The sequence below is a fragment of the Kibdelosporangium persicum genome (assembly GCF_013280595.1).
Taxonomy (GTDB): domain Bacteria; phylum Actinomycetota; class Actinomycetes; order Mycobacteriales; family Pseudonocardiaceae; genus Kibdelosporangium; species Kibdelosporangium persicum.
On record NZ_JAAATY010000014.1, the window covers coordinates 67,441 to 80,789 of the forward strand.

Annotated in this window: 12 protein-coding genes and 1 tRNA gene; 8 read left to right on the forward strand and 5 right to left on the reverse strand. The window is 69.4% G+C overall.

Annotation, left to right across the window (positions count from 1 at the left end):
• Positions 1 to 116: 116 nt before the first annotated feature.
• Positions 117 to 189, forward strand: a tRNA-Ala gene (locus tag GC106_RS24300).
• Between the two features lie 167 nt (positions 190 to 356).
• On the opposite strand, the gene GC106_RS24305 is transcribed toward GC106_RS24300, so the two are convergent.
• Together GC106_RS24305 and GC106_RS24310 are read right to left on the reverse strand one after the other, a co-directional pair.
• Positions 357 to 938, reverse strand: a complete 582-nt coding sequence (locus GC106_RS24305) for a hypothetical protein (protein WP_173135043.1) — start codon at positions 936 to 938, stop codon at positions 357 to 359.
• A 758-nt stretch (positions 939 to 1,696) separates the two neighbouring features.
• Positions 1,697 to 2,176, reverse strand: a complete 480-nt coding sequence (locus tag GC106_RS24310) for a transposase (RefSeq protein WP_173135045.1) — start codon at positions 2,174 to 2,176, stop codon at positions 1,697 to 1,699.
• Here GC106_RS24310 and GC106_RS24315 point away from each other — a divergent pair.
• Both GC106_RS24315 and GC106_RS24320 read left to right on the forward strand, forming a co-directional pair.
• Positions 2,166 to 2,849, forward strand: coding sequence for a response regulator transcription factor (locus GC106_RS24315; RefSeq protein ID WP_312872815.1), 684 nt, complete (start codon positions 2,166 to 2,168; stop codon positions 2,847 to 2,849). The two genes, GC106_RS24310 and GC106_RS24315, sit on opposite strands and share 11 nt — an antisense overlap.
• Positions 2,846 to 4,282, forward strand: coding sequence for a HAMP domain-containing sensor histidine kinase (locus GC106_RS24320; RefSeq protein WP_312872816.1), 1,437 nt, complete (start codon positions 2,846 to 2,848; stop codon positions 4,280 to 4,282). The genes GC106_RS24315 and GC106_RS24320 overlap by 4 nt, the downstream gene beginning before the upstream one ends.
• A gap of 109 nt (positions 4,283 to 4,391) precedes the next feature.
• Here GC106_RS24320 and GC106_RS24325 read toward each other — a convergent pair whose 3' ends face one another.
• Positions 4,392 to 6,548, reverse strand: coding sequence for an MMPL family transporter (locus GC106_RS24325; RefSeq protein WP_173135047.1), 2,157 nt, complete (start codon positions 6,546 to 6,548; stop codon positions 4,392 to 4,394).
• A gap of 317 nt (positions 6,549 to 6,865) precedes the next feature.
• Here GC106_RS24325 and GC106_RS24330 point away from each other — a divergent pair, with 317 nt between their 5' ends.
• Both GC106_RS24330 and GC106_RS24335 read left to right on the forward strand, forming a co-directional pair.
• Positions 6,866 to 8,077, forward strand: a complete 1,212-nt coding sequence (locus tag GC106_RS24330) for a monooxygenase (protein ID WP_173135049.1) — start codon at positions 6,866 to 6,868, stop codon at positions 8,075 to 8,077.
• A gap of 78 nt (positions 8,078 to 8,155) precedes the next feature.
• On the forward strand, positions 8,156 to 8,566 hold the full coding sequence (locus GC106_RS24335; protein WP_246366658.1) for a Rieske (2Fe-2S) protein: 411 nt from the start codon (positions 8,156 to 8,158) through the stop codon (positions 8,564 to 8,566).
• A 102-nt stretch (positions 8,567 to 8,668) separates the two neighbouring features.
• On the opposite strand, the gene GC106_RS24340 is transcribed toward GC106_RS24335, so the two are convergent.
• Complete coding sequence (locus tag GC106_RS24340) at positions 8,669 to 9,334, reverse strand: response regulator (RefSeq protein ID WP_173135051.1); 666 nt, start codon at positions 9,332 to 9,334, stop codon at positions 8,669 to 8,671.
• A 471-nt stretch (positions 9,335 to 9,805) separates the two neighbouring features.
• A complete protein-coding gene (locus GC106_RS24345) occupies positions 9,806 to 10,327 on the reverse strand; it encodes a MarR family winged helix-turn-helix transcriptional regulator (RefSeq protein ID WP_173135053.1) in 522 nt (173 codons plus the stop codon).
• A 379-nt stretch (positions 10,328 to 10,706) separates the two neighbouring features.
• Here GC106_RS24345 and GC106_RS49420 point away from each other — a divergent pair, with 379 nt between their 5' ends.
• The 3 genes from GC106_RS49420 to GC106_RS24360 are packed head-to-tail and all read left to right on the forward strand — an operon-like array spanning position 10,707 to position 13,335.
• On the forward strand, positions 10,707 to 11,909 hold the full coding sequence (locus GC106_RS49420) for a cytochrome P450 (RefSeq protein WP_173135055.1): 1,203 nt from the start codon (positions 10,707 to 10,709) through the stop codon (positions 11,907 to 11,909).
• Positions 11,906 to 12,097 carry a ferredoxin gene (locus GC106_RS24355; protein WP_173135058.1) on the forward strand — a complete coding sequence of 64 codons (192 nt, stop codon included), beginning with the start codon at positions 11,906 to 11,908 and terminating at the stop codon, positions 12,095 to 12,097. The genes GC106_RS49420 and GC106_RS24355 overlap by 4 nt, the downstream gene beginning before the upstream one ends.
• Complete coding sequence (locus GC106_RS24360) at positions 12,094 to 13,335, forward strand: NAD(P)/FAD-dependent oxidoreductase (RefSeq protein ID WP_173135062.1); 1,242 nt, start codon at positions 12,094 to 12,096, stop codon at positions 13,333 to 13,335. Before GC106_RS24355 ends, GC106_RS24360 begins: the two co-directional genes overlap by 4 nt.
• Positions 13,336 to 13,349 lie beyond the last annotated feature (14 nt).

Consider the following 13,349-nt stretch of genomic DNA (forward strand, 5'->3'; position numbering starts at 1 on the left):
GTCATCTCCGCTGATCACAGCAACGGTCTAGCACTCCCGGCGGCCGAACGCGACCCCCGGTTTTTGAGCCGCGGAACCCGTGATGTACGGTATCCCAGCACTCGAAAGAGCGCGGCGGGGCTGTAGCGCAGTTGGTAGCGCACCACACTGGCAGTGTGGGGGTCAGGGGTTCGAATCCCCTCAGCTCCACAACCTTTCAGAGCCCATCTGTTCCAGTTGTATTGCCTGGTCGGGTGGGCTTTTTCGTGTTCTTGACTGACTGTCGCCAGTGGAGTGTTTGGTGGGTTGTGTCCACCGAACTGGAGAAAAATCTGGAGAGCGGCCGTTCGGGACGGCCATGTGTTCTGGAGTGATCGTCACGGCTGTGCCATCCGTCTGAGTGATTGTTGACAGGATCTTTTGGGCGGCCTGTGACCTGGGTCTTTGCCGCTGGTGCGGGGGTGGTCGCCGGTGGTCCGGGTTGCTGGCGTGTACGGCGATTCTGGCGGGTGGCGCGGGACCTGCGGGATCGTCGGCTCCTGGAATTCAGCGGCGGAAGCCGCGGTCCGGAGGCAGAGTTCGCAGGTCTCGAGCGGGTCGTCGGCGGTGCAAGTTGGGCAGGTATCGCAGCCGTTCGCGCAGTCGGTGCAGGCTGGGCAGCCTTCGGCTGGGCACCCGGTGGTGGGGAACAGCAGGAGTCCGTCGATGGGGTCGGTGTAGATGTGGGCTGCCATCGGGGTGCGTCCGCGTCCGGCGCGTTCGGGATCGATGGGCAGTTGTTGGATCGCGGCTCGGATGCTGTCGGGTAGTCCGTGCAGGGCACTGGTGAGGCGTTCGGTGTGGTTGCGGCGAGCGAGCAGGCGGGGGTTGAGTGCGTCGTGGACGGTCTCCACTGCGTGGAGTTCGGTCTGGCCGGCTCCGACCGTATAGGCCTCGTACGGGGCCTTGACGCCCGTCACCGCTGATAGTGCACGGCCAACACCGCACCCAACGAGATCACCGTATACACAGTCAGCGACATCGATCGACGCGTGAATTCCACCAATCGGGGACAGCTATCGTCCTGCCGGGCGCACCTTGACGAAAGTTCAACACGAAATAATCACGGGCGAAGCGGACCCGGCTGGCGTAGATTGGTGGCAGGCGCCCAGGATTTCATGGGCTATCACCACACACCCCAGAGAAGCCCGCCACGCACGTCGCGGAGGGCTTCTCTGTGTCCTTATCAGTCAACCGGCGGTCCTGGCTCTCCCCAGCTCCAGTGCTGGAGAAGTCACTGCCGCCGCATCGGGTTCGCACCTTTCCTCGAATTTGCCGGACTTCAGGGCCCTCGGTCTTCTGACTCTGTCGGCCTCCCGCCGTCCAATCGAGTAGAACCGCGATCTCTATTGATTCGCGACCATCGCCACCCTTGGCGGTCCGGTCGAACCTGGCCGCTACTTCTGGCATTGATTCATGCCGGCTGTCCGGCGGGCACCGCCTGGCAGTCCAGGTATTGCCCTTCCACTTCATGACGGCGAATTCGTAACCCAATTCGAGCCACCGCACGCGCCGCTCCTCCGGTGACATGCCCTCCAACTTCATGCCCTGTTCGGTCAGTCGGAACGTAGTGTCCTGAGTGGAGGGATGTGTCGCCGAAGACCGCGCAGGCGCTCGGACGTGAAGTGGCTGACGCCGGAGGCGTTTCGCTTGTGGCGCAACATCGGACTGCGCGGCTTCACCGGTGACGGGGTGCCTGGTGCGCGATGGCAGGGGCTGACGGAGGACCGCAACGTCGCGTTCGTCGAAGGATTGTTCGGCACAGGATTGCGGGCTGGGAGTGGGCCGTCGTGGTCGGTAGCCAGTTGCTGACGTCGATCCCCAGCATGATCCGGCCGTCGCCCCAGCGGGGAACCTGCTGGCGGGCAACAACATTGCGGAAGCGGTCGATGTCGCCCCCACCTTGATCGAAGCCGCCGGACAGGCTGTCATGGCCACGCCGATGCTCGGGCTCCAGCGATAGTTCGGCCAAGGAGGTGACCGGCCCCTCGGCAGACAACTCGAACAACGCGTCCGCCCGCGCGGTCAGACACCGATGGAACGCTTCACGGAACCCAGACAGATCCCCAGCGGCCGCTTTAATCCTGGCTTCAGGTTGATCGGGGACACTGAGCGGCAAAAGCATCGACTGGAGGGGGCGGGCCGGCGTGCGGATCATGATCGCGGACGACGAGGCGGCCATCCGTGAGTCGCTGGAGCGGGTGCTCCAGGTCGAGGGTTACGACACCAGCACTGTCGCCAACGGTCTCGCCGTGCTCGACGGGGTCGGTGGTGACGCGCCGGATCTGCTGATCCTCGACGTGATGATGCCTCGCCTCGGCGGGTTGGAGACCTGCCGGCGGTTGCGGGCGGCGGGTCAGGATCTGCCGGTGCTGATGCTGACCGCCCGGGATCAGGTCTCCGACCGGGTCGCGGGGCTGGACGCGGGCGCCGACGACTATCTGCCCAAGCCGTTCGCCACCGAGGAGTTGCTGGCCCGGGTCCGGGCCCTGCTGCGCCGCCGCACACCGGGCGACGACGACTCGCAGATCCTGACGTTCGCCGACGTCCGGGTCGATCCCGACAGGTTCGAGGCGTGGCGGGGCGGGCGGCCGCTCCGCCTGACCCGGATCGAGTTCTCCCTTCTGCAGCTCCTCGTGCGCAACGCGACCCGGGTCTTGACCCGCGAAGTGCTGTTCGAGGCGATCTGGGGCTTCGACATGAGCGTCACCGCCAACAACCTCCAGGTGCACATGAGCTACCTGCGCCGCAAGATGGAGGCCGAGGGTGAGCCGCGATTGATCTACACGCTGCGCGGCTTGGGCTACACGTTGCGGGAGAATCCTCCGTGAGGGGCTCACGCCGGCTGACCCGTTGGTGGCGCCGGCGGTCCCTGCGGACCAGGCTGACGGTGATCGCGGCGACGGCCGTCGCGGTCAGTGTGTTCGCGGCCTTCCAGGTGGCCAGCGAGCTACTGGACGGGGAGCTGCAGGACACCGCGGAGGATCAGCTACGCGCCGACTCCCGCGTCCTGGCGACGGACGCGGAGCGCGCCGGCCTGGCGCAAGTCGAGCTACCGCCGTATCCCGGATCCGGTCGGCTGGTGCGGGTAATCCTGCCCGACGGCTCGAGCCGGACACCGGTCGGCCAACCCGCGCTTCCCCCGGTCAGCGAGCACGCCGGGCGCGTGGCGCAGGGCGCGTCGGCCGACCTGATGGAGTCGGGCGACAGCGACGACGACGGCTACCGCATCTACACGCTTCGGGCGGGCGACGGCGCGGTCCAGGTGGCCGTCATCGCCGACGACAGCACGATCAACCAGTTCGGGTTGGGCATGCTGCTGATCGGGCTGTTCTGCGTGGTCGGCGGCGCCCTTGTCGGGCGGACCGTGGCGCGGACCGGGCTGGCGCCGATCGACCGGCTGACCGCCGCCGCGGTCCGTGTCGCGCACACCCGGGATCTCGACGCCGACATCCCGGATGAGGGCGGTGGGGAGATCCGGCGGCTGACCCAGTCGATCAACGACATGCTCGCCGCGCTCCGGGACTCCCGTCGGGCCCAGCGGCTGCTCGCCGAGGACGCCGACCACGAGCTCAAGACCCCGCTCACCAGCCTGCGCCTCAACGTCGAGCTGCTGATCCGGCTCGATCGGCGCGGCGCCCTGGACAGCGCACTGCCGGCGGAGAGCCGGACCCAGCTGCTCAACGATCTCGGCGCCCAGGTGGCCGAGTTGAGCACCCTTGTCGCCGAGTTGACCGACCTTGCGCGCGGTGACGTCAGCGACGAGAGCACCGAGGTGCTCGACCTCGCCGACGTGGTGGTGGCCGCCGCGACCCGGGCGCGTTCCCGCGTGCCCGACATCGAGGTCGCGCTCGACGTGACCTCCGTGTGGGTGAGCGGGCGTCCCGCCGGCCTTCAACGGGCGGTGCTCAACCTCATCGACAATGCCGGCAAGTGGTCTCCCGAGGACCAGCCGGTCCAGGTCCGGCTCCGTGCCGAGGACGCGTCGGCGGTGCTTGAGGTCGACGACGCCGGGCCGGGCATCGACGCCGTCGACGTGCCGCGGGTGTTCGACCGGTTCTACCGTGCCGACAGCGCCCGGGCGTTGCCGGGATCCGGTCTGGGGCTGTCGATCGTGCAGCGGGTCGTCGACGCCCACGGCGGCCGGGTCACCGTCGCCCGGTCCGCACGTGGTGGTGCGCTGCTTCGGGTCGACCTTCCGGCTGCGGCCCCGCCCGCCCCGATCGCGCGGCTCACCGCCGGGGGAAACACCGCGGTGCGCTGACCCCAGTCCCGGTCGCACGGCGCAGGACCAGAGGGCGGCGACCGTCGGGCCCACGAAAAGATCCGGGACGGGCCTGGGCCCGTCCCGGATCTTGTCCGTGCCGCCGCGCTCACCGTTGCAGCGCGGGCTCCTCATCGTCCACGAGCGGCCGCTGACCGTCCGGCGGCTCCGCCGGTCGGGACAGCCGGCTCGGCCACCAGATCCGCCGGCCGATCAGCAGGGTGAGGGCGGGCACCAGGACCGACCGCACCAGCAGGGCGTCGAGCAGCACGCCGAAGGCGACCAGGAACCCGACCTCGACCAGCATCACCATCGGAAGCGTGGTGAGGACCGCGAACGTGGCCGCGAGGACCAGGCCTGCCGAGGTGATGACGCCACCGGTGGCGGAGAGGGCTTTGAGCATGCCCTCTCTGGTGCCCAGACGCACGGTCTCCTCCCGTGCCCGGCTGGCCAGGAAGATGTTGTAGTCGACGCCGAGCGCCACCAGGAACAGGAATGCCAGCAGCGGCACCGAGTAGTCGACGCCCTTGAACCCGAGGATCGTGTCGAAGACGAACACGCTGCCGCCGAAGGCCGCCGCGAACGAGACGATCACGGTGGCCATCAGGATCAGCGGGGCCACGATCGCTCGGAGCAGTAGCCCGAGGACGAGCAGGACGACGATGAGCACCAGCGGGATCACCAGCTTCTCGTCGCGGCTGGTGGTCACCTCGGTGTCGAGGTTCTCCGCGCTCGGCCCGCCGACGATCGCCTCCGCCCCGCTCACCGCGTGCACGGCGGTGCGCACCCGCTTGATCGTGTCGTACTCCGCGACGGTGTCCGGCGCGTCCTTCGGGAACACGGAGATGTCGGCCCAGCCACCGCTGGTCTGACCAGGGACGGCCTCTGCCACACCGGGAGTGCCCTTGACGACGTCGAGCACCCGCTCCTGGTACGCCGGCCGCGTCAAGATCGTCATCGGCTGGCCGCCGAGCTCCGGGAAGTGCTGGCGGAGAACGGTGAAGCCGGTGACCGACTCCGGCGCGGACAGGAACTGGTCCTGCATCCGCAGGGCGCCGGTGTTGCCCGCCAGGCCGATGGTGAGAACGCCCAGGACTCCGAGCGAGCTGAGCGTCGCCACCCACCGGCGGCGGCTGATGGCGGCGCCGAGCCGTCCCCACAGCCCCGGCTTCTCCTCCACGGCCGTCACGGCCGTGCTGAACCGCGGGATGGCCGGCCAGAAGATCCGCCTGCCGAGCAACACCAGTATCGCCGGGAACAGCGTCAGCATGGCCACCAGCGCGCACAGGATGCCGGCCGCGCCGATCGGGCCCAACCCGTTGGTGCTGTTCAGGTCCGCGACGAGCAGGCAGAGCAGGCCGGCGATCACAGTGGCCGCGGACGCGACGATGGCCGGCGCCGCGCCGCGTAGCGCGCGGACCATCGCGACCCGGACGTTCTCGTGGTGGTGCAGTGCTTCCCGATATCGGGCGATGAGCAACAGCGCGTAGTCCGTGCCGACGCCGAACACCAGGATCGTCAGCAGCGCCGAGTTCTGGCTGTTGACCACGATGCCGAAGCCCTTGACGAGCAGGTAGACGGTCGCCATCGCGGTCACTGCGGCCGCGCCCACGGCCACGAGCGGGATGAGCCACAACACCGGGCTGCGGTAGGTGAAGATGAGCAGGAGCGTGACGACGAGGACGGTGGTGAGGAAGACCGCCAGGTCGATGCCGTCGTAGATGGCGTCCAAGTCGCCGTCGACCGCGGCCGGGCCGGTCACGTCGAGTTCCAGGCCGGCGGGGCGGTCCTTCGCGGCGTCACGCAACGGGCCGACGATGGTTTCTGGTGCGCCGTAGGCCGCGCTCACATCGAGGGTGAACATCATCGCCTTGCCGTCGGTCGAGAGTCTCGTCTCCGGGCCCTCGTCGTCCTCGCCGGCCGGGGTCACCACCTTCGGCGGGTACTGCTTGGCAAGGGTGTTGTAGTGGCGCTCGACCGTCGCGCGGTCTGCGTCGGTCACGCCGCCGGCGCGGTGGTACACGAAGACGAACGTGTTGTCGCCCCCGCCAGGGCGACTGTCCTCCAGCACCGCGACCTCGGTGGACTCGGCGCCGGCCGGCAGGGTGTCCGCGGCCCTGTCGGTGGTGACCGAACTCAAATTTCCGCTCAGCGGCCCCATGACCACCGCCAGCGCCACCCACAAGCCAATCACCAACCACGGCACCCACCGGCCTGCCAACCGGCCGGGTGGCGCTTCCCCGGACGGCGCTGCGTCGACTGCCATCACTGGCCTCCTACATACGGATTACATCGCTCATCTGACGCCGACTTCGTACCGAGCGAATCTGAAACGACCGTTAATACGGCGCTCAGGCCGGTTGGCCGACCTGCCGCGGCGAGCCCTCGGACTCCACTGTGGACACCCGGTTCATCCCGAGCCCGTGCACGCCGCCCACGAGGCGTCCGCCAATTGAATCCTTTTTGGACGGAACCTTCTGGAACTGGGTGCTCCGGAGAGAAGTACCGTGGTACCACCTCCCTCCCGAGAATGACGACCGCAGTACGACGAAACGGGACGGAATCGGGCCTAGCGTTCAGGCTATGACGAAACCTGGTAGTCCACAGCGGAGGTTCGGGGCGGCCACCATGGCGCTGGCGACGGCGTTCGCTGTCGTCGCCTGCGGGTCGGACGCCGGCAACAGTGCGGCGCCCGCCGCGACCGGCTCGCACAGCGCGCACGCGGGCGGGCCGTCGGCTCCACCGCAGCCGCTGCGCGCCGGCGAGCGGTTCGTCGAACTGAAGATGCCCGAGGCCTACACGCCCGCGCCGCCGGAGGGCGGCGGCACGGACGAGTACCGGTGCCAGGTGATCGATCCGGGCCTGACCAAGGCGGCGTTCCTGACCGGGACCCAGGTCATGCCGGAGAACGTCGCCATCGCGCACCACGCCATCGTGTACGCGGTGCCGCCGCGCGGCGTTGCCCTGGTGCGCGAGCACGACGCGAAGACCCCCGGCCTCGGCTGGCAGTGTTTCAGCGGGACCGACGTGAAGGGCGCCGACGTGGAGGAAGACGAACCGGGGGCGGCGTGGGTGGACACCTGGGCGCCGGGCGCAGCGGAGACGCTGTTCACCCAGGACGTCGGCCACAAGCTGGAGCCGGGCAGCCTGCTCGTCCTCCAGATGCACTACAACCTGCTCGCGACCGACGGCAAGCCGGCCGGGTCGGACCGCACGGCGGTGCGGCTGCGGCTGACGGACGGCACGCCGCAGACCCGGGAACTCGTCACGTGGCCGCTCGACGCGCCGACCGACCTGCCCTGCGCCGCCGACGAGTCGGGTCCGCTCTGTGACCGGGCGGCCTCGATCGCGGACGTGGCGAAGCGGTTCGGGCCGGAAGTCGGCGGCACCGCGGACGAGCAGTTGGAGGAGTGCGGCCAGAGCGCGCCGAAGCCCGGTGACACCCAGACCTGCGACCACCCGGTGCCGGCGCCGATGACGCTGTTCGCCGGTTTCGGCCACATGCACATGCTCGGGCGGGCCATCAAGGTCGAACTCAACCCGGGCACGCCGAAGGCCAAGGTCGTGCTGGACGTGCCGCAGTTCGACTTCGACAACCAGCGGTTGGTGAAGCTGCCGTCGCCGGTGGAGATCGGTCCGGGGGACACGCTGCGGGTGACGTGTACGCACGACGCGGGGCTGCGCAAACTGCTGCCGCAGCTGAGCAAGCTGCCGCCGCGCTACGTGGTGTGGGGCGACGGCACCAGCGACGAGATGTGCGCGGGCATCATGACGGTTTCCCACCGCAAGTCCTGACGAAGCATCGATCGTGTGTGAGCTCGCTGAGGTCAACAAGCCGAACCACACCGCTGTTCGCGCTCAGGAGGCATCGTCTTGCCAGATCCAACACGCCGCACGGTTGTCTGCGGCCTGCTGGCCGGTCTGGTCGCACCGGTTTCCCTGGCCGCCTGCTCGTCCGAGACACCCGCCGGAGGATTTTCCGGCTCCGGTGGCACGCCGTTGGCCAAGGTGGCCGACGTCCCGGTCGGCAGCGGGGCGATTGTGGACGGACCGTCAGGCAAAGTCCTGATCGTCCGGCCATCGGAGAACGAGGTCAACGGGTTCGACCCGGTCTGCCCGCACGCGGGTGTCACCGTTTCCCGACCGGCGGGCGGCACCATCACATGTCCCGGCCACGGCAGCGTCTTCGACGCCGCGACCGGCGACATGAAAAAGGGGCCGGCGACCACCGGCCTGACCCCGATCCCGGTGAAGATCAGCGGCGACTCGGTCGTGACCGCCTAGCAAGGTGTCGGCGGCCGCCGGAACTCGGCGGGCGTTCGCCCAGGGATAGTGGTGCGGCTGGGAACTGCGGTCGCGCCCCCGACGGACGCGCAAGATGAAGCGCTAAATCGGCCGGGTGAGTCTCAGGTCGTAGGCGAGGATGACGGCCTGGATCCGGTCCCGTGCGCCGATCTTGGCGAGGACCCGCCCGACGTGGGTCTTCACCGTCGACTCCGACAGCGTGAACCGTTGCGCGATCTCGCCGTTGGTGAGGCCGTGGCCGATGGCGACGAGGATCTCGCGCTCGCGGCCGGTCAGGGAGTCCAGCCGGGGATCGTCCCGCACGGGCTCGCAGAGGTCATCGCCGAGCCGGTCGGCGAACGCGTCGAGCAGCCGCCGGGTCAGCGCCGGGGCGATCACCGCGTCCCCGGCGGCGACGGCCCGGATGCCGGCGAGCAGCTCCTCCGGGCGGGTGTCCTTCAGCAGGAAACCGCTCGCCCCGGCCCGCAGCGCGGCGAGCGCGTACCGGTCCACGTCGGACGTCGTCAGCACCAGGACCCGCGAACGCCCACCGGCGGCGACGATGCGCCGGATGGCCTCGATCCCGTCGACGCCCGGCATGCGGATGTCCATCAGCACCACGTCGGGACGCAGCTCGGTGGTCCACCGAACGGCCTCGGCGCCGTTCTCGGCCTCGCCGACGATCTCGGTGTCGGGGGTGCTCTCCAGCAGCATGCGAAACCCGAAGCGCCGCAGCGGCTGGGCGTCCACCACGAGCACAGAGATCATGAATGGCCGCCTTTCAGGGTCGCGTGGACGGTCCAGCCGCCGTCCGGTGCGGGGCCGGCGCTGACCGTGTCGCCGTGGAGCGTGGCGCGTTCGGCCATGCCGGCGAGGCCGAGACCCGCGTCGCCCGGCGGTGCCTACGTCGTACCGAGCGGACCTGAGACGACTGTTAAAAACGGCGCTCAGGCGGGTTGGCCGCCGGCGCGGGTTCATCTCCGCCTCGACAGCCCGGCCTTCACCCAACCCTGGCCGCGGCTGGAGCGACGCTGCCGGTAGGCGTGTTCGGCGGGTGGCATTCCCGGCCGGTGGTTTCCGCTGGTGAGAGTCCTTTTTGGACCCGATTGGCGGTGTGCGGCCAGTGGTTCGAAGCCCCCCAGCTCCACTCGACTCAGACGGTCTGTGTTCGCGGAAAGTGCGAACCGGGTCGCCTCGAATCATTTCTGCGTCCGGGCGAATCGCCCGGACCAGCCGTCCTCACCCCTGTTCGGCCGGGCCCCGGCCAGTCCCGCGCGAACGGCCATTGCGCCCCTCGGTTCCCGACGTTGGCACGCTGCCGAACACCCGCTTGCCCTCGGTGGCGAACCGCGGCAGCAGCACACCGAACATCGCCCGCTCTTCGCGCGTCCAGTCGGCGCAGATACGCCGGATCAACGCCCGGTTGCGCACCCGCATGTCGTCGAGGAAGCCCTGGGCCGCCGGAGTCAGGCTCGCCACCATCGCGCGCCGGTCTCGCTCGTCGGGCTGCCGGGCCACCAGACCGCGGGACTCCAGGTCGTCGAGGTGACGCGTCACCGTCGTCCGGTCCAGGCCGAGCTCCTCGGCGAGCTGCGACACCCGAAGCGGCCCGGCCCGGTGCAGGACGAACAGCGGCGAGGCGGTGCCGCGGCGCAGCCCGGGCGAGATGCCGCCGGCGACCCGCTCGAAAAAGTCCTCCGTCGCCCGCGTGAGCAACGCCATCGCGTCGAAGACCCGGTTCTCGAGTGTCTGTCGCGTCATCGGCCCGCTCCGCTCTGCGTCCCGACCCGTCGAGGAAGGCAAGGCAGGGGGCGGGACGTCTGCGTCCGCGTCGCCGTGGGCCGTCGTCATCCTGGCGTCACCGCGTCCAATCGTCGAGCTGGTGGGTGAAGGTCGGGGTGGTCCACGTTGCACCGCTCGTTGCGAATTCACGTGTACACCGCTTCCTAACAATGTACGCGAGCACCTGCCCCAACACTCGGCCGACCTGTTCGGTAGCACCGGACCGCGATCGAACTACGTGTAGACGGCATCATAATTTACGTGTAGCGTGCCACATATATCGACGGCGGGCCGCGCTCCTGACGACCATGTCGGAGCGCATCGCCGCCGCCACCACCACCACGGAAGGGAACCGCGCGTGGAACCGAACTACCCGCTACACCTGCCGGACTTCTACGTCGGCGACCCCGCACCGGCCTACCGGGACTTGCGCCACAACTCCCCGGTGCACTGGACCAGCGCCAACGGCGGATTCTGGGGCATCACGCGCTACGAGGACATCAAGTTCATCGGCTCGCGGCCGCACCTGTTCTCTTCGGCGAACGGGGTGCTGATGCCCGACGGCAAGCCTCGGACGGCCGACCCGCGCCCGATGCTGATCACGACCGATCCACCGCGGCACAAGGCAATGCGCCAGCTGATCTCGAAGGGCTTCACTCCGAGGCACATCAACGCGATGGAGCCCGACATCCGCGCGATCGTGCGCGGTGTGCTGGACTCCGCCAAGGCGGACATCGAACTGGAGTACGCCGAGGGGATCGTCGCCAAGGTCCCGGTCCGCATCATCGCCGACCTGCTCGGGGCACCGGCCGAGGACTGGGAGCAGTTCCGCGCCTGGTCCGACGCCTCCGTCGGCTCGGCCGACCCCGACATCAAGATGACCTCGCAGGCGGCGTTCGGGGCCCTGACCACCTACTTCCAGCGGCTGATCGACCTGCGCAAGCAGGACCGCACCAACGACCTCATCTCGATCCTGATGGACGCCCGGGTCGACGGCGAGAGCCTGTCCGACGACGAGCTCATGTCGTTCCTGCACCTGCTGCTCGTCGCCGGCAACGAGACCACGCGCAACCTAATCGCGATGGGCACCATCGCCCTGATCAACCACCCCGAGCAGCTGCGGATGCTCGTGGACGACCCGAGCCTGATCCCTACCGCGATCGAGGAGATGCTGCGCTACGTCTCCCCGGTCACGCACATGACCCGCTGGGCCACCGAGGACGTCGAGCTGCGCGGCAAGACCATCAAGAAGGGCCAAGCGGTCGTGCTGCTCTACGGCGCCGCCAACCGTGACGAGAACGTCTTCGGCGATACCGCCGAGCAGTTCGACATCACCCGCCGGCCCAACCCGCACCTGGCCTTCGGTACCGGCGAGCACGCCTGCCTGGGCCTGTCACTGGCCCGGCTCGAGGCCCGGGTGTTCTTCGAGGAGTTTCTCGCCCGCTTCGACCGCGTCGAGCTCACCGGTGAGGTGCTGCGGATGCGCTCGACCATGGTGCCCGGCGTGCGGACCATGCACGTCCGCCTGGGTTCCGCGGACGAGAGGGCCACCGTCCGATGAGGATCGTGCTGGACCGGGCCAAGTGCACCGGTATCGGGATCTGCGAGGCCCTCGCGCCCACCGTGTTCGAAGTGGACGATCACGGTGAACTGGTGGTGCTGTCCGCCGAGGTGCCCGAAGACGCCCAGAACGAAGTGACCGAGGCCGTCGAGGGCTGCCCCACCATGGCCCTGAGGCTTCAACCGTGAGCGCTGCGACGGTCCGCTCGCTCGTTGTCGTCGGCGCCTCGCTTGCCGGCCTGCGTGCGGTCGAGGCCGCGCGCAAGGCCGGATTCGCCGGCCGTATCACCCTGATCGGCGACGAGCCACACCTGCCTTACGACCGGCCGCCGCTGTCGAAGCAGTTGCTGGCCCCCGGCGGTCCGACGGACCCGGTGACCTTCCGCAGCCGTGCCGAGCTCGTGGCCGAGCTGGGCGTGGAACTGCTGCTCGACGCCCCGGCCACCGGACTCGACCCGGACTCCCGGGTCGTGCACGCCGGCGGCGAAGATGTGGCCTACGACGCGCTGGTTGTCGCCACCGGCGCCGCGGCTCGCGGCCTACCGGGCACCGAGGGCTTGGCGGGCGTGCACGTCCTGCGCACGCTCGACGACGCGCGCGCGGTCCGCCGCGCCCTTGACGAAGGCGCTCGCACCGTCGTTGTGGGGGCCGGGTTCATCGGGTCCGAGGTCGCCTCGGCCGCGCGCGAGCGCGGCTTGCCGATCACGATCGTGGAGGCGCTGCCGTCCCCTCTCGTCCGATCGGTCGGGGCAGACCTCGGTACCGCGCTGTCGCTGCTGCACGCCCGTAACGGCACCGCGCTGCACTGCGGACAGACCGTGGCCGCGGTGGAGGGCACCGGCCGGGTCGAGGGCGTCCGTCTCGCCGACGGCACCGTGATCGACGCCGACCTGGTCGTTGTCGGGATCGGGGCGGTGCCCCGCACCGACTGGCTTGCCGGCAGCGGACTGCCCGTCGACGACGGCGTGGTCTGCGACGAGTTCCTCCGTGCCGGTGCCCCCGGCATCTACGCCGCGGGGGACGTCGCCCGCTGGCACAACGCCCTGTTCGACCGCTCGATGCGGGTGGAGCACTGGTCCGCCGCCGCCGAGCAGGGTGCGCGCGCCGCACGCAATGCGGTGTCACCGGCAGAAGTCCAGTCCTACGTGACGGTTCCGTACTTCTGGTCGGACTGGTACGGCTCCCGCATCCAGTTCGCCGGTGTCGCCACCAACGCCGGCCACGAGATCGTCTCCGGCGACCCAGCCGGTGACCACTTCGTCGCGTTGTATCGCGAGGGCGACCGGCTGACCGGGGTGCTGACCCTGAACGGTCAGCGCCACGTCATGAAGTACCGCCGGCTCATCGCCCAACGCGCCCGCTTCGACGAAGCCATCGCGTTCGCCCGGACGTCCGTGCTCAGGCGCTCCGCCACCACCACTTCCTGACCTTCTGCCCTGCC